This is a genomic window from Nocardioides sp. SRI_004 (genome assembly GCF_057586415.1).
This window is the reverse complement of the sequence record NZ_JBYCZV010000006.1, coordinates 214280-229228: the sequence shown is the minus strand read 5'-3', so window position 1 is coordinate 229228 and position 14949 is coordinate 214280. Positions and strand designations below refer to the sequence as shown.

General features: G+C 71.3%; 16 protein-coding genes. 13 read left to right on the top strand and 3 right to left on the bottom strand.

Annotation, left to right across the window (positions count from 1 at the left end; all coding sequences use genetic code 11):
- Positions 1–12: 12 nt before the first annotated feature.
- From AC2YHB_RS10600 to AC2YHB_RS10580, 5 genes are read left to right on the top strand one after another with little or no spacing between them, the layout of a single operon-like run.
- Positions 13–324, top strand: a complete 312-nt coding sequence (locus tag AC2YHB_RS10600; protein ID WP_179647279.1) for a sigma-70 family RNA polymerase sigma factor — start codon at positions 13–15, stop codon at positions 322–324.
- A complete protein-coding gene (locus tag AC2YHB_RS10595; RefSeq protein WP_179647280.1) occupies positions 321–1238 on the top strand; it encodes an NAD(P)H-binding protein in 918 nt (305 codons plus the stop codon). Before AC2YHB_RS10600 ends, AC2YHB_RS10595 begins: the two co-directional genes overlap by 4 nt.
- The gene (locus AC2YHB_RS10590) at positions 1235–1999 is read left to right on the top strand and encodes a CPBP family intramembrane glutamic endopeptidase (protein ID WP_308645425.1); all 765 of its coding nucleotides are present in this window, start codon (positions 1235–1237) and stop codon (positions 1997–1999) included. The genes AC2YHB_RS10595 and AC2YHB_RS10590 overlap by 4 nt, the downstream gene beginning before the upstream one ends.
- A gap of 47 nt (positions 2000–2046) precedes the next feature.
- Positions 2047–3009, top strand: coding sequence for a zinc metalloprotease (locus AC2YHB_RS10585; RefSeq protein WP_218864568.1), 963 nt, complete (start codon positions 2047–2049; stop codon positions 3007–3009).
- 10 nt (positions 3010–3019) lie between these two features.
- Positions 3020–3469, top strand: a complete 450-nt coding sequence (locus AC2YHB_RS10580; protein WP_179647281.1) for an SRPBCC family protein — start codon at positions 3020–3022, stop codon at positions 3467–3469.
- A 43-nt stretch (positions 3470–3512) separates the two neighbouring features.
- Here the strand turns inward: AC2YHB_RS10580 and AC2YHB_RS10575 are convergent, their stop codons facing one another.
- A complete protein-coding gene (locus AC2YHB_RS10575) occupies positions 3513–3986 on the bottom strand; it encodes a hypothetical protein (protein WP_487353841.1) in 474 nt (157 codons plus the stop codon).
- Between the two features lie 178 nt (positions 3987–4164).
- On the opposite strand from AC2YHB_RS10575, the gene AC2YHB_RS10570 reads away from it, so the two are divergent.
- Complete coding sequence (locus tag AC2YHB_RS10570) at positions 4165–4428, top strand: putative antibiotic biosynthesis monooxygenase (protein ID WP_036544787.1); 264 nt, start codon at positions 4165–4167, stop codon at positions 4426–4428.
- Here the strand turns inward: AC2YHB_RS10570 and AC2YHB_RS10565 are convergent, their stop codons facing one another.
- Complete coding sequence (locus tag AC2YHB_RS10565; protein WP_036544785.1) at positions 4429–4893, bottom strand: Lrp/AsnC family transcriptional regulator; 465 nt, start codon at positions 4891–4893, stop codon at positions 4429–4431.
- A 146-nt stretch (positions 4894–5039) separates the two neighbouring features.
- Here AC2YHB_RS10565 and AC2YHB_RS10560 point away from each other — a divergent pair, with 146 nt between their 5' ends.
- The 4 genes from AC2YHB_RS10560 to AC2YHB_RS10545 are packed head-to-tail and all read left to right on the top strand — an operon-like array spanning position 5040 to position 9019.
- Positions 5040–6209: a polyamine ABC transporter substrate-binding protein gene (locus AC2YHB_RS10560; RefSeq protein WP_036544783.1), complete on the top strand. Its 1170-nt coding sequence runs from the start codon at positions 5040–5042 to the stop codon at positions 6207–6209.
- Entirely contained in the window at positions 6193–7359 is a 1167-nt protein-coding gene (locus tag AC2YHB_RS10555) for an ABC transporter ATP-binding protein (RefSeq protein WP_051932180.1), read from the top strand. Before AC2YHB_RS10560 ends, AC2YHB_RS10555 begins: the two co-directional genes overlap by 17 nt.
- Complete coding sequence (locus AC2YHB_RS10550) at positions 7359–8207, top strand: ABC transporter permease (RefSeq protein ID WP_051932179.1); 849 nt, start codon at positions 7359–7361, stop codon at positions 8205–8207. The genes AC2YHB_RS10555 and AC2YHB_RS10550 overlap by 1 nt, the downstream gene beginning before the upstream one ends.
- Positions 8204–9019, top strand: coding sequence for an ABC transporter permease (locus AC2YHB_RS10545; RefSeq protein WP_308645426.1), 816 nt, complete (start codon positions 8204–8206; stop codon positions 9017–9019). The genes AC2YHB_RS10550 and AC2YHB_RS10545 overlap by 4 nt, the downstream gene beginning before the upstream one ends.
- 271 nt (positions 9020–9290) lie before the next feature.
- Here AC2YHB_RS10545 and AC2YHB_RS10540 read toward each other — a convergent pair whose 3' ends face one another.
- Positions 9291–10694 (bottom strand): aspartate aminotransferase family protein, encoded by a 1404-nt coding sequence (locus AC2YHB_RS10540; protein WP_179647282.1) that lies wholly within the window; start codon positions 10692–10694, stop codon positions 9291–9293.
- Between the two features lie 114 nt (positions 10695–10808).
- Here AC2YHB_RS10540 and AC2YHB_RS10535 point away from each other — a divergent pair, with 114 nt between their 5' ends.
- The 3 genes from AC2YHB_RS10535 to AC2YHB_RS10525 are packed head-to-tail and all read left to right on the top strand — an operon-like array spanning position 10809 to position 14891.
- Positions 10809–12260 (top strand): gamma-aminobutyraldehyde dehydrogenase, encoded by a 1452-nt coding sequence (locus AC2YHB_RS10535; RefSeq protein WP_179647283.1) that lies wholly within the window; start codon positions 10809–10811, stop codon positions 12258–12260.
- 40 nt (positions 12261–12300) lie between these two features.
- Positions 12301–13512, top strand: coding sequence for a saccharopine dehydrogenase family protein (locus AC2YHB_RS10530; protein ID WP_179647284.1), 1212 nt, complete (start codon positions 12301–12303; stop codon positions 13510–13512).
- Entirely contained in the window at positions 13509–14891 is a 1383-nt protein-coding gene (locus tag AC2YHB_RS10525) for an NAD(P)/FAD-dependent oxidoreductase (RefSeq protein ID WP_308645427.1), read from the top strand. Before AC2YHB_RS10530 ends, AC2YHB_RS10525 begins: the two co-directional genes overlap by 4 nt.
- The last annotated feature ends 58 nt before the right edge of the window (positions 14892–14949 follow it).

The following is a 14949-nucleotide window of genomic DNA, read 5'->3' as shown; positions in this document are numbered from 1 at the left end:
TGGGAGGATCCGATGGACACCGCTGACGACCTCGCCGACCTGCTGCTCCGGTCGGCCCGCGGCGACCGGGAGGCGTTCCGCCGGTTCTACGACGCCACCAGCAGTCGCGCGTTCCACCTCGAGCTGGTGCGCGCCCGGACCCGCGGCCTGGCCCACCCCCACGCAGCCGCTGAGCGAGCGACCACCGACCGCTTCCTCCGGGCGTGGCACGCCGCGCCCGAGCACGCCGCCAGCGGACTCGCTCCCCTGGCCTGGCTGCTGAGCCTGCCGACCAGCCCCGCCGCCGAGTCCGCGCACGCCTGCGCGGTCGAGGCGATCGCATGACCGCACCGGTGCTCGTCGCCGGCGGGACCGGCTTCGTCGGCAGCCGGCTGGTGGCGGCGCTGGCCGAACGCGGGACCGACGTCCGGGTGATGACCCGCCACCCCACGTCGTACGACGGTCCCGGCACGGCAGTCCACGGCGACGTCGCCGACCCGGCAAGCCTGGCCGGCGTCATGGACGGCTGCTCGGCGGCCTACTACCTCGTCCACTCCCTCGCGAACGACGACTTCGAGTCCCGCGACGCCGCCGCGGCCGAGGCGTTCGGCGAGCAGGCAGCGGCCTCCGGCGTGGCGCAGATCGTCTACCTCGGCGGCCTCGGCGACGACGGCGACGACCTCTCCGCGCACCTGCGAAGCCGGCGCGAGGTCGAGCAGCTGCTCGGCACCGGCGGCGTGCCCGTCACGGTGCTGCGCGCCGGGATCGTCGTCGGCCACGGCGGCATCTCGTGGGAGATCACCCGCCAACTCGTCGAGCACCTGCCCGCGATGGTGACCCCGCGCTGGGTGAGCACGCTGACCCAGCCGATCGCCATCGCCGACGTCATCCGCTACCTCGTCGGCGTCCTCCACGAGCCGGCCGCCCTCGGCCGGGTGTTCGACATCGGCGGCCCCGACGTCCTCGCCTACGCCGACATGCTCCAGCGCGTCGCCGCCATCGAGGGCCGTCGACTGCCGATCCTCCCGGTGCCGCTCCTCACCCCCGGCCTCTCCTCGCGCTGGCTCGCGTTCGTCACCGACGTCGACACCCGGACCGGGCGCAACCTCGTCGACTCGATGGCCAACACCGTCGTCGTGCGCGACACGAGCATCCGCGACGTCGTACCGTTCGAGCCGATGGGGTACGACGACGCGGTCCGCCTCGCCCTCGCCGAGCGAGGAGCCGAGCGAGGGCCCCACCGCGGAGCCCGCCGGTGAGCCGGGCGGCGAGCCGGCTCGACCGGCTCCTGCCCCGGCCCCTCTCGCACGTGGTCGACCCGGGCCGGCACGTCCGCCCGGAGACGAGGTCGGTCCGGCGCCGGCGGCAGCGGGTCGTCGCGGGGACCGCCCTGTGCGGCGCGGCCCTGCTGGGACGCTCGCTCGCCACTCCCCCGGGCTCGCGCCGGTTCTACGCCTCCACCGCGGCCGTCGCCGCGACCTGGACCCTGGGCGGCCTGGTGTCCGGACCGCTGCACCTCGGGTGGATCGAGAACCGCGACTCCACCCTGCGCCGGCCCGTGCTCACGCCGGTCGCGACGGGCGTCGGCGCCTTCGGGGTCTTCTACGCCGGGGCGCTCGTCGCCCGGCACATCCCGGTGCTCGACGACGCCCTCGCCCGGGTGCTGCGCTTCGCCGACGAGGGCGACGACCGCCTCGTCATGGCCACGACACTGGCCAACGGCGCGGCCGAGGAGATCTTCTTCCGCGGCGCGCTCTACTCGGCCCTGTCGGATCGCTCGCCGGTCGCCGGGTCGACCGCGGTCTACGCCCTCGCCACGACCACGACGCGCAACCCCGCCCTCGTGCTCGCCGCGGCCGTCATGGGCTGGCTGTTCGCCCTCCAGCGCCGCGCCTCGGGCGGGATCCAGGCGCCGCTGCTGACCCACGCGACCTGGTCGGCGCTGATGCTGCGCTTCCTGCCGCCGCTCTTCCGCGGCAGGCGTCACGAAACGCTCGACGCGCCTGCCACGCAGGGCTAGCCTCGAATCCCGCCGATCCCGCTCCACCGCACTCTCCGGGAGTCCTCGTGATCCGAAGCCGCCGTCTCGCCGCCCTCGCTGGATCCGTCACCCTGGTCGGGGCCGTGCTGAGCGGGGCCGCCGCCCCCGGCACGAGCTCGGCCAGCGCCGCCGGCGACGCCCCCTGCTTCGAGCCCGCAGCCGCGCGCACGACCGCCGGCGCGGCGGCACGCGGACGTGGCGGCGAGGCCAACGTGGATGCGGCGTACCAGCGGGAGGCGGCGCTGCTCGCGAAGGGCAACGCGCAGGCGAAGTCGGCGCTCGGCAAGCCGCCGGGTGGCGGCGGAGGCGGGCCGGCGGTGACCGGCGGCACGATCGACGTCCACTGGCATGTCATCAACAACGGCACCAGCCTGGCCGCGGGCAACATCCCGGACAGCCAGATCAACAGCCAGATCTCCGTCCTCAACGCCGCCTACGCCCCGTGGGGCTGGCAGTTCCGCCTGGTCAGCACGGACCGCACGACCAACGCCGGCTGGTACGTCGCCGAGCCGGGCACGACCGCCGAGACGCAGATGAAGAACGCGCTGCGGCGGGGCACGGCCGACGACCTCAACATCTACTCCAACAACCCCGGCTCCGACCTGCTCGGCTGGGCGACCTTCCCGGCGTCGTACACATCGAGCCCGAAGGCCGACGGCGTGGTCCTGCTGTTCTCGTCCGTGCCGGGCGGGTCCGCGGCGCCGTACAACGAGGGCGACACGGGGACGCACGAGGTCGGGCACTGGATGGGGCTCTACCACACCTTCCAGGGCGGCTGTTCGAAGACGGGCGACTACGTCGCGGACACTGCGCCCGAGCGCTCGGCAGCCTTCGGCTGCCCGACCGGCCGCGACACCTGCCGCTCCGGCGGCGTCGACCCGATCAACAACTTCATGGACTACTCCGACGACGCGTGCATGTTCGAGTTCACCGCCGGCCAGGACGCCCGCATGGACGCGCAGTTCAGCACCTACCGCTTCGGCAAGTAGCGGTGGGGTCGTGCGCTTCGACCTGACCACCCGGGCCTCGCCCGACCAGGTCCTGCGCGCGCTGACGGACTTCTCCGACCAACGGCTCCGGACCTGGAGCCGGACGCTCGACCCCGCCACCTACGAGGTGCGCGAGCAGGGCGACACCTGGGCCGTGGCGCGCGAGAGCACGCCACGATCGCCCTTCTGGATCGTGGCGCGCTACGACTGGTCGGACCCCGCCGTCGTCCGCTGGACGGAGGTCGAGAACAGCTACGGCGGCCGGGGCTCCGGCTCGGTCACCATCGCGCCGGCCGAGGGTGGAGGCAGCCGGCTCGCGGTCGAGTGGTCGTCGTACGACGCCACCCGCGCCCGGGACCGGATCGGGCTCTTCGTCATCCACCGCACCCCGATGAACCGGCTGATCGCCCGCATGTGGCGCTCGGCGCTGGACCGCTACGCCGACGGGGAGGCGGCCTGACCGACTGCTTGCCGCGACGTGGGCCGGCACGGCCGCAACGGGCTCAGGGTCGCGTGGTGATCGGCGCCAGCACGCAGTCGAGGACCTCGCCCAGGTCCTGGCAGTCCGGACCGGTGGGGCTCGGCGTCGGCGAGGGCGTCTTGGACGGCTTGCCCGAGGGGCTCGGCTTCGGCGAGCCCGACGGCTTCGGCGAGGGCTTCGGCGTGCGCGGGTCGTCGTCCGCGGGCTCGTCCGTCTCCGCGGCCGGCACCACGTCGGCCGGGTCGTCGGTCGGGTCGTCGGTCAGCTCGTCGGTCGCACTGTCGCTCGGCCGCGGGCGGTCCACGACCTCGCCCATGACGGACGGCTCCTCGCTCGGCGTCAGGGAGCTCTCCGGGGACGCGGGCCGGGTCTCACGGTCCTTCGCCGGCTGGTCCTTGCCGATCGCGAGACCGACCGCCCAGGCGCCGACCACGAATGCGATGACGCCGACAGCGATGCCGCGCGCCAACCAGATCCTGCTCAAGCGCATGCCCATGTGATCACCAGCCCCAAGTCCGATGCAGCGATCGTAGGGGGTGGACACGCTCGGCGCACAGGCCGGGAATGCTCGAGGCGGCCGGACGGGGCCGGGAATCAGCGACGGCTCCCCGCGCTTGTACCCGGAGCCTCCGCCCGGCGATCCCGTGGCGGACCCCCAGCCCGAGGAGACCTCGATGTCGACCACCCCCACCGCTGCCGCCACGACGCAACCCGTCGCCGCCCCCAGCCGCCACCAGCTCGCCCTGATGATCTGGCTCGCCGTGTTCCCGACGCTCACCGTGCTGAACCTGACCGTCGGCTCCCTGCTGAAGGACGCCAACACGGTGCTGCGCACCCTGGTGATGGCGAGCATCGCCGTCCCGATCGTGGTCTACCTGCTGCTCCCCCGGCTGCACCGGGTCCGCGCGCGCCTGCTCAGCCGCGGCGCTGTCCGCTAGTCAGCGCACGCCCCACGAGTAGGTCTGCTTGCGCAGCCGCAGGTAGACCAGCGCCTCGGTCGACAGCACCCCGGGGATGCGCCGGATCCCGCTGGAGATGATCTGCAGCAGGTGCTCGTCGCTCTCGCACACCACCTCGGCCAGCAGGTCGAAGGTGCCGGCCGTGATCACGACGTAGTCCACCTCGTCGAGCTCGGCGAGGGCATCGGCGATCGGCTCGAGCTCACCGGTGGCCTTGATGCCGATCATGGCCTGGCGGGCGAAGCCCAGCTCGAGCGGGTCGGTGACGGCCACGACCTGCATGACGCCGCTGTCGGTGAGCCGCTGCACGCGCTGCCGCACGGCGGCCTCCGACAGGCCGACCGCCTTCCCGATCGCCGCGTAGGACCGTCGTCCGTCCTCCTGGAGCTCGGCGATGATCGCCTTGGAGACGTCGTCCAGCGGGGCGGGCTTGGGCTTGGTCACCCCCGAATCCTCACAGGTCCGGACGACTCCGCGCAACGTGCATGTTCGGATTCCGTTGCAATCACATCAACTGACCACGGAATCCCTTGTCATGTGACCTGTGCCATGTCACGATGCGCAGACCAGTCCACAGGGGAGGTGGGAGCTTGGCCGGCTCGTCCGGAATCAGTCGCAGGGCAGCCCTGCGCGGTGGGGCCGGCGTCGCGCTCGGCGCCGCGAGCCTCGGCGTACTGCCGTTGTTCGGCACGCCCGACCGCAAGCAGGACCCCGCGACGTGTACGACGCGCGACCTGTCGGAGTCCGACCGGCGCCTCGTCGTGTCCAACTGGCCGGGCTACATGGACGAGGACGACGAGGGCTACGTCTCGACGCTGACCGAGTTCCAGAAGCGCACCGGCATCGAGGTGGCCTACACCGCCGACGTCAACGACAACCTCGAGTTCTTCGCGAAGGTCGTCAACCAGCTCGGCTCGTGCCAGACCTCGAAGCGCGACCTGTTCATGCTGACCGACTGGATGGCGGCGCGGATGATCCAGGTCGGCTGGATCCAGCCGCTGGACGCGGCCAAGGTGCCCAACCTGCACGCCAACCTGATCGACTCCCTCGCCGACGTCGGTTGGGACCCGGAGCGGAAGTACTCGGCACCCTGGCAGAGCGGTCTCACCGGGATCGCCTACAACAAGGCGAAGGTCAAGGAGGTGCGCTCCTTCGAGGAGCTGCTCTCCCGCAAGGACCTCAAGGGCCGGGTCACCCTGCTGACCGAGATGCGCGACACGATGGGCCTCGCGCTGCTCGCCCAGGGCGACGACCCGGCCGAGTTCACCGACGACCAGTGGGACAACGCGGTCGACCGGATCAAGAAGGCCCGCAGCGACGGACAGATCCGCGCCTTCACCGGCAACGAGTACATCCAGGACCTCGCCGCCGGGAACGTCCTCGCCTGCGAGGCGTGGTCCGGTGACGTAGCCGCGGCCGAGGACGAGAACCTCGTCTTCGTCGCGCCCGAGGAGGGCCAGATGATCTGGTCCGACAACATGCTCGTGCCCAACCTCGCGACGCACCAGACCAGTGCCGAGGAGTGGATCAACTACTACTACGAGCCCGAGGTGGCCGCGAAGCTCGCCGCCTACGTCTGGTACATCTGCCCGGTCAAGGGCGCCCAGGAGGCGATGGAGAAGGTCGACCCGAGCCTCGTCGACAACCCGCTGATCTTCCCGACTGCCGAGTCGCTGGCCACGACGCACACGTTCATGGCCCTCGAGGAGTTCCAGGTCCGCGCCTACGAGAAGGATTTCGCTGATGTCACTGGCGGCTGACCGCACCGACGCCCCTGCCCACCGCTCGTCCGGCGAGCCCCGCAACCTCCGGCTGAGCGCGCTGACGAAGGAGTTCGCGACCTTCACCGCCGTACGCTCGCTCGACCTGGAGGTGCCGGCCGGCACCTTCTTCGCCCTGCTCGGCCCGTCCGGGTGCGGCAAGACGACGACCCTGCGCATGGTCGCCGGCCTGGAGTCGCCGACCTCGGGCACGATCCACCTCGGCACCGACGAGATCACCTGGGAGAAGCCGTACCGGCGCCCGGTCAACACCGTCTTCCAGAACTACGCGCTCTTCCCGCACCTCGACATCCACGAGAACGTCGCCTTCGGCCTGCGCCGGCGCGGCGCCAAGGACGTGGACCGCCAGGTGCAGGAGATGCTCGAGCTCGTCGAGCTCGAGGCGCAGGCGCGCAAGAAGCCGCCGCAGATGTCGGGCGGCCAGCAGCAGCGCGTCGCCCTCGCCCGGGCGCTCATCAACCGGCCCGAGGTGCTGCTGCTCGACGAGCCGCTCGGCGCGCTCGACCTCAAGCTGCGCCGCGCGATGCAGATCGAGATCAAGCGGATCCAGACCGAGGTCGGCCTCACCTTCGTGCACGTCACGCACGACCAGGAGGAGGCGATGACCATGGCCGACACGATCGCGGTCATGAACGGCGGCGTGATCGAGCAGATGGGCTCGCCGACCGAGCTCTACGAGAACCCGCGGACCACCTTCGTCGCCAACTTCCTCGGCCAGTCCAACCTGGTGGCGGGCACGGTCAGCAGCGCGGACGGCGACGTCGTACGCGTCGACATGCACGGCACCCAGGTCTCCATCCCCGCCGAGCGCGCCCACGTGCGCAGCGGCAACGGGTGGATCGGGATCCGTCCGGAGAAGGTGCTCGTCGCCCCGGAGGGCGAGCCGATCGACGCCCCCGGCAACCACCTGCCCGGCGGCGTGATCACCGACGTCAGCTTCGTCGGCGTCAGCACGCAGTACCTCGTGATGATGCCGTGGGGCCAGGAGCTGATGGCCTTCGAGCAGAACACCGGCCGCCGCGGGATCCTCGACCAGGGCACCCGCGTGGACGTGTCGTGGCGTCCCGAGTTCGCCTTCCTGCTGCCCGCCGACCAGGACGTCAACGCCGGCGCCCTGGAGGAGGACTGATGCGCAGGGGCCGCTTCACCGGCTACTGGTTGATGCTGCCAGCGGCCCTCTGGCTCGGTGTCTTCTTCGTCATCCCGTTCTACTCGCTGCTCGCGACCAGCCTCTACGACCCCCAGGGCTCGGTCCTGACCGGGTACGACGTCACCTACCACGTCGCGAACTTCTGGGACGCGCTGCGTGAGCACTGGGACGAGCTGTGGCGCTCGCTCTGGTACGCCGGCGTCGCCACCGTGATCTGCGCGGTGATCGGCTACGTGCTGGCCTACGCGATCGCGTTCAAGGCGGGCCGGTGGCGCAACTTCCTGCTGGTGCTGGTGATCGCGCCCTTCTTCACCAGCTTCCTCGTGCGCACCCTGTCGTGGAAGCTGATCCTCGCCGACGACGGCTTCATCGTCGACGCCCTGCAGACGGTGCACCTGATGGGCGACGACGACCGGCTGCTGGCGACGCCCATCGCCGTGATCGCCGGCCTGGTCTACAACTTCCTCCCGTTCATGGTGCTGCCGCTCTACGCCAGCCTCGAGAAGATCGACGTACGGCTCATCGAGGCCGCGAGCGACCTCTACGCCTCCCCGTCGCGGGGATTCCTCAAGGTCACGCTCCCCCTGTCGATGCCCGGCGTGGTGGCCGGCACGCTGCTGACCTTCATCCCGGCGGCCGGCGACTACATCAACGCCCAGCTGCTCGGCAGCACCAACCAGCGGATGGTCGGCAACGTCATCCAGGACCTGTTCACCGACACCGGCGACTACGCCGCCGCGGGCGCCCTCTCGGTCACCCTGATGGCGATCATCGTGGCGCTCGTCGTCATCTACATCCGCAAGGCGGGGACGGAGGAGCTCCTGTGACCGGACTGCAACGCGTCGGACGGTGGATCGGCGAGCACCTCGTCCTCGCGGCGGGCCTGCTCGTGCTCGTCTACATGTTCGTGCCGATCGCCGTCGTGATGCTGATGAGCTTCAACGACAACAGCGCGTCGCGCAACGTCTACGCCTTCAAGGGCTTCACGTTCGACAACTGGGCGAACGTCTGCCAGCCCGACGGCATGTGCGAGGCGGTGCTGCGCAGCGTCGGGATCGGCCTGGCGGCCACGCTGGTCGCCACCATCCTCGGCACCCTTGCCGCGTTCGCCCTCGTGCGCCACGACTTCCGCGGCCGCTCGGCGATGAACACGATCATCTTCCTGCCGATGGCCTCGCCCGAGATCGTGATGGGCTCCTCGCTCCTCGCGCTCTTCGTGTCGGCCGGCTTCGGGGGCAAGCTCGGCCTGGTCACGATCTTCATCGCGCACGTGATGTTCTGCCTGTCGTTCGTCATCGTGACGGTCAAGGCCCGGCTCGCCGGCCTCGACGGCAACCTCGAGGAGGCCGCGATGGACCTCTACGCCAGCGAGGCCACCACCTTCTGGCGGATCACCTTCCCGCTGGTCTTCCCCGGCATCGCCGCCGCGGCCCTGCTGAGCTTCTCGCTGTCCTTCGACGACTTCATCATCACCAACCTCAACGCCGGCCAGACCGTCACCTTCCCGATGTACGTCTGGGGCGTGAGCCAGCGCGGTGTGCCGATGCAGGTCAACGTCATCGGCACGATCATGTTCCTGATCTCGCTGACCATCGTCATCGGCAACATGCTGGCCGCCAGGAGGAAGCAGCCCGCCTGACCGCCTCCGGTGGTCGAGGAGGGCGCCCCGGCGCCCGTCTCGAGGCCGCTGGCCTCGGTGCAGCGGCTGTGCTCGTCACGGTTCCAGCACCGCGGCCAGAGGTCTCGAGACGGTTGCTGCGCAACCTCCTCGACCAGCGGGGACGGCCAGAGGTCTCGAGACGGTTGCTGCGCAACCTCCTCGGCCAGCGGCGAACGAAACGGGCCCCTGTCGCGCTCACCCCACTCGGTGGCACGACAGGGGCCCGTCCGGTCCCCGGCTGTGGTGTCCCTCAGAGGAGGGAGGCGGCCTCCGTGAGCACGGAGCGCAGCTTCTGCTCCATCTCGTCGAAGTGCGACTGCTCGCAGATCAGCGGCGGCGAGAGCTGGATGACCGGGTCGCCGCGGTCGTCGGCGCGGCAGTAGAGGCCGGCGTCGTACAGGGCCTTGGAGAGGAAGCCGCGCAGCAGGCGCTCCGACTCGTCCTCGTCGAAGGTCTCCTTGGTGGCCTTGTCCTTGACCAGCTCGATGCCGTAGAAGAAGCCGTCGCCGCGGACGTCGCCGACGATCGGCAGGTCGAGCAGCTTCTCCAGGGTGCCGCGGAAGGCGCCCTCGCGTTCGCGCACGCCCTCGTTGATCTTCTCGTTCTCGAAGATCTCGAAGTTCTTCAGCGCGACCGCCGTGGAGACCGGGTGGCCGCCGAAGGTGTAGCCGTGCAGGAAGGTCTCGGTGCCGTGGGCGAAGGGCTCGTAGATCCGGTCGCTGGCGATCATCGCGCCGAGCGGGGCGTAGCCGGACGTGATGCCCTTGGCGGAGGTGATGATGTCGGGCTGGTAGCCGTAGCGCTCCGCGCCGAACATGTGGCCGAGCCGGCCGTAGGCGCAGATCACCTCGTCGGAGACCAGCAGGACGTCGTACTCGTCGCAGATCTCGCGGACCCGGTCGAAGTAGCCCGGCGGCGGCGGGAAGCAGCCGCCCGCGTTCTGCACCGGCTCGAGGAAGACGGCGGCGACGGTGTCGGGGCCCTCGTTCTCGATCGCGACGGCGATCTGGTCGGCGGCCCAGCGGCCGAAGGCCTTGGGGTCGGAGCCGTCGAGGAAGCCGCCCGTCATCTCCGACGCGCGGTAGGCGTTGGTGTTGGGCACCCGGAAGGTCGAGGGCACCAGCGGCTCGAAAGGGGCCTTGAGACCGGGCAGGCCGGTGATCGAGAGCGCGCCGTGGGTGGTGCCGTGGTAGGCGATGGCCCGGCTGATGACCTTGTGCTTCAGCGGCTTGCCGGTGAGCTTGAAGTAGTTCTTGGCGAGCTTCCAGGCGGACTCGACCGCCTCACCGCCGCCCGAGGTGAAGAAGACGCGGTTGAGGTCGCCCGGCGCGTAGCCGGCGATCTTCTCCGCGAGCTCGATGGCGGTCGGGTGCGCGTAGGACCACAGCGGGAAGAACGCGAGCTCGGAGGCCTGCTTGGCAGCGGCCTCGGCGAGGTCGGTCCGGCCGTGGCCGAGCTGGCTGACGAAGAGCCCGCCGAGCGCGTCGAGGTACTTGCGACCCTGTGCGTCCCAGACGTAGGCCCCCTCCCCCCGCACGATCACCGGGACATCGGCGGTGTCGTAGGACGACATGCGGGTGAAGTGCATCCACAGGTGGTCCCGGGCGGACTGTTGCAGGGCGCTGTGCGCGGTCTCGTCGTACACGCTCGCCATCCTCCCCCTGACGGGCGAGTTCGGCAAGCGATTTCGTTGCAACAGCGCAAAATGACCACGGATTTCGTCGCCAATGCCTTTCGTGCCACGGGGATCCTGACTAGGCTCCGCCGCATGACCACCCTCCGCAACGTGATCGACGGCGCCTCCGTCGACGCCGCCTCGGGCGCCACGTACGACGTCGTCAACCCCGCCACCGGCCAGGCCTACGCCACCGCGCCCGCCAGCGGCGCCGAGGACGTCGACCGGGCGATGCGCGCCGCGGAGCGGGCCTTCGACGGCGGCTGGGCCGACACGACGCCGAAGGAGCGCCAGGAGGCGCTGCTGCGGATGGCGCAGGCGCTGGAGGACCGCGCCGAGGAGTTCGTGCAGGCGGAGTGCGAGAACACCGGCAAGCCGATCGGCATCACCCGCGACGAGGAGCTGCCGCCGAGCGTGGACGAGCTCCGCTTCTTCGCCGGCGCCGCGCGGGTGCTCGAGGGACGCAGCGCCGGGGAGTACCTCAAGGACCACACGTCGTGGATCCGCCGGGAGCCGATCGGCGTCGTCGCCCAGGTGACGCCGTGGAACTACCCGCTGATGATGGCGATCTGGAAGATCGCGCCGGCGCTGGCCGCAGGCAACACGATCGTGCTCAAGCCGAGCGACACCACCCCCGCGAGCACCGTGCTCCTGGGCGAGCTCGCCAACGAGTTCCTGCCGCCGGGCGTGCTCAACGTCGTCTGCGGCGACCGGACGACCGGGCGCGCGCTCGTCGAGCACCCGACGCCGCAGATGGTGGCGATCACCGGGTCGGTCCGGGCCGGGATGGAGGTCGCCGGCTCCGCGGCCGCCGACCTCAAGCGGGTCCACCTCGAGCTGGGCGGCAAGGCACCCGTCGTGGTCTTCGACGACGCCGACGTCGCCGCGGCGGCGGAGGCGATCGCCGTCGCCGGCTACTTCAACGCCGGCCAGGACTGCACCGCCGCCACCCGGGTCCTCGCCGCCGAGGGCGTGTACGACGACCTGGTGGCCGCCCTCGCCGAGCAGGCCCGCAGCACCCGCACCGGCATGCCCGACGACCCCGACGTCCTCTTCGGCGCGCTCAACAACCCCGACCAGCTGGCGCGCGTCGCCGGCATGGTCGACCGGCTGCCCGACCACGCGAGCATCGACGCCGGCGGCACCCGTCCCACGATCGCCGGCGGCGGGGGCGGCTACTTCTTCGACCCGACCGTCGTCTCCGGGCTGCGCCAGGACGACGAGGCGATCCAGCAGGAGATCTTCGGCCCGGTCATCACGGTGCAGAGGTTCGGCGACGAGGCCGAGGCGCTGCGCTTCGCCAACGGCGTGCAGTACGGCCTCTCCTCCAGCGTCTGGACGAAGGACCACGGCCGGGCGATGCGGATGTCGCGCAAGCTCGACTTCGGCGTGGTCTGGATCAACACGCACATCCCGTTCGTGTCGGAGATGCCGCACGGCGGCTTCAAGCACTCCGGCTACGGCAAGGACCTGTCGATGTACGGACTCGAGGACTACACGCGCATCAAGCACGTCATGTCCTTCACCGGGGAGGGCGTCTCGTGACGGTCGCAGCGCGACCTCCTCGACGACCGGAGGAAGGCCGATGAGGATCCTGCTGGTCGGCGCGGGCGGTGTCGGCGGCGCCTTCGCCGCGATCGCGGCCCGCCGCGACTTCTTCGAGCAGGTCGTGGTCGCCGACCACGACCTCGCGAAGGCCGAGAGGGCCGCGGCCGGCGACGAGCGGTTCGTCGCCGCGCGGGTCGACGCCTCCTCGGCGGAGGCCGTGACCGCGCTCTGCCGCGAGCACGGGATCACCCACGTGATGAACGCGGTGGATCCCGTGTTCGACATGCCGGTCTTCGAGGGCGCGTTCGCCGCGGGCGCCGACTACCTGGACATGGCGATGTCGCTCTCGCGGCCGCACCCCGAGGCGCCGTACGAGAGAACGGGCGTGAAGCTCGGCGACGAGCAGTTCGCCGCGGCCGCCGAGTGGGAGGAGGCCGGGCGGCTCGCCCTCGTCGGGATCGGCGTCGAGCCCGGGCTCTCCGACGTCTTCGCCCGCTACGCGGCCGACCACCTGTTCAGCGAGATCGACGAGCTGGCCACCCGCGACGGCGCCAACCTGGTCGTGACCGACGACGACGGCAACGAGGTCTTCGCGCCGTCGTTCTCGATGTGGACCACGATCGAGGAGTGCCTCAACCCGCCCGTGGTGTGGGAGAGGGACCGTGGCTGGTTCACCACTCCCCCGTTCAGCGAGCCGGAGGTCTTCGACTTCCCCGAGGGCATCGGCCCGGTCGAGTGCGTCAACGTCGAGCACGAGGAGGTGCTCCTCATGCCGCGCTGGGTCGACTGCCGGCGGGTCACCTTCAAGTACGGCCTCGGCGAGGAGTTCATCACCATCCTCAAGGTGCTCCACACCCTCGGGCTCGACCGCACGGAGAAGGTCACGGTCAAGGGCGTCGAGGTGTCGCCGCGCGACGTCGTCGCGGCCGTGCTGCCCGACCCGGCGACGGTCGGCCCGCGGATGACCGGCAAGACCTGCGCCGGGCTGTGGGTGACGGGGACCGGCAAGGACGGCAACCCCCGGTCGACGTACCTCTACCACGTGGTCGACAACGAGTGGTCGATGCGCGAGTACGGCCACCAGTGCGTGGTCTGGCAGACCGCGGTCAACCCCGTCGTCGCGCTCGAGCTGCTCGCCACCGGGGTGTGGCAGGGTGCGGGCGTGCTCGGTCCGGAGGCGTTCGACGCGGTGCCCTTCCTCGACCTGCTGACGGCGTACGGCGCCCCGTGGGGTCAGCGCGAGCAGTGAGCCCGTCCGACGCCCATGCCCGCGCCGACGCCGCCGCACCCCGCGTGCTGTGGCTCGACACCCCCGACCGTCCGGCACCACGTCCGGCCGTGACGACGGCGACCGACGTCGACCTGCTCGTCGTCGGCGGCGGCTTCACCGGCCTCTGGACCGCCCTCTGCGCGCTCGAGCGGGAGCCCGGGCGCTCCGTCCTGGTCGTCGAGCGGGACCGGATCGCCGAGCAGGCCACCGGTCGCAACGGCGGCTTCTGCGAGGCCAGCCTCACCCACGGCGAGGACAACGGGCGCGAGCGCTGGCCCGACGAGTACGACGAGCTGGAGCGCCTCGGGCTCGAGAACCTCGACGCCATCGAGGCGGCCGTGCAGCACTACGGCATCGACTGCGACCTCCGCCGCACGGGGCAGCTCTCCGTGGCCACCCGGCCGCACGAGGTGGAGGGGCTCGCCCCCGACGAGGACGGCTTCCTCGACGCCGGCGCCGTCCGCGCGCTGGTCGACTCCCCCACCTATCTCGCCGGCCGGCTCGACGCCGAGGGCTGCGCGATGGTCGACCCGGCGCGCCTGGCGTGGGGACTGGCCGCCGCGGTCGAGTCGCTCGGCGGGGTGGTCGCCGAGGGGACGTCGGTCTCCCGGCTCCGCGGCCGCGGACCCGGCGGTGCGGTCGAGGCGACGACCGCCTCCGGCGCGACGATCCGCGCCCGCCACGTCGCGATGGCGACCAACGCCTTCCCGGGCCTGCTGCGCCGGGTCTCGACGCGCGTCGTACCGGTCTACGACCACGTGCTCGCCACCGAGCCGCTCAGCGCCGACCAGCTGGCTGCCGTCGGCTGGGACAGCCGCTGCGGGGTCGCCGACTCCGGCAACCTCTTCCACTACTACCGGCTGACCGCGGACGACCGCATCCTCTGGGGCGGGTACGACGCCGTCTACCACTTCGGCAAGGGCATCGCGCCGGGACACGAGCAGCGCCCCGCGACCCACCGGGTCCTGGCGGAGCACTTCTACGAGACCTTCCCGCAGCTGGCCGGTGTCGGGTTCAGCCACCGCTGGGGAGGCGTCATCGACACCTGCACCCGCTTCTGTGCCTTCTTCGGCACCGCCAGGCGCGGCCGGGTCGCCTATGCCGCCGGCTTCACCGGCCTCGGCGTCGGCGCGTCCCGGTTCGCGGCCGAGGTGATGCTCGACCTGCTCGCGGGCGAGGAGACCCCGCGGACCCGGCTCGCGATGGTGCGCGAGAAGCCGTTGCCCTTCCCGCCCGAGCCGCTGGCGTGGACCGGCATCCAGCTGACCCGGTGGGCGTCCGCCCGAGCGGACGCCACCGGGCGCCGGAACCTGTGGCTGCGCACCCTGGACCGGCTGGGCCTGGGCTTCGACTCCTGACATCCTCCGGTGGTTGAGGTGCGAGGCGCCCCCGGGGTTTCGAGGCTCCTCGCTGGCG

Coding starts and splice junctions, on each gene's coding strand:
- AC2YHB_RS10540 (WP_179647282.1), bottom strand. CDS start 10,694: ATGGCGAGCGTGTACGACGAGACCGCGCACAGCGCCCTGCAACAGTCC.
- AC2YHB_RS10530 (WP_179647284.1), top strand. CDS start 12,301: ATGAGGATCCTGCTGGTCGGCGCGGGCGGTGTCGGCGGCGCCTTCGCC.
- AC2YHB_RS10535 (WP_179647283.1), top strand. CDS start 10,809: ATGACCACCCTCCGCAACGTGATCGACGGCGCCTCCGTCGACGCCGCC.
- AC2YHB_RS10570 (WP_036544787.1), top strand. CDS start 4,165: ATGTCGACCACCCCCACCGCTGCCGCCACGACGCAACCCGTCGCCGCC.
- AC2YHB_RS10595 (WP_179647280.1), top strand. CDS start 321: ATGACCGCACCGGTGCTCGTCGCCGGCGGGACCGGCTTCGTCGGCAGC.
- AC2YHB_RS10555 (WP_051932180.1), top strand. CDS start 6,193: ATGTCACTGGCGGCTGACCGCACCGACGCCCCTGCCCACCGCTCGTCC.
- AC2YHB_RS10600 (WP_179647279.1), top strand. CDS start 13: ATGGACACCGCTGACGACCTCGCCGACCTGCTGCTCCGGTCGGCCCGC.
- AC2YHB_RS10550 (WP_051932179.1), top strand. CDS start 7,359: ATGCGCAGGGGCCGCTTCACCGGCTACTGGTTGATGCTGCCAGCGGCC.
- AC2YHB_RS10575 (WP_487353841.1), bottom strand. CDS start 3,986: ATGGGCATGCGCTTGAGCAGGATCTGGTTGGCGCGCGGCATCGCTGTC.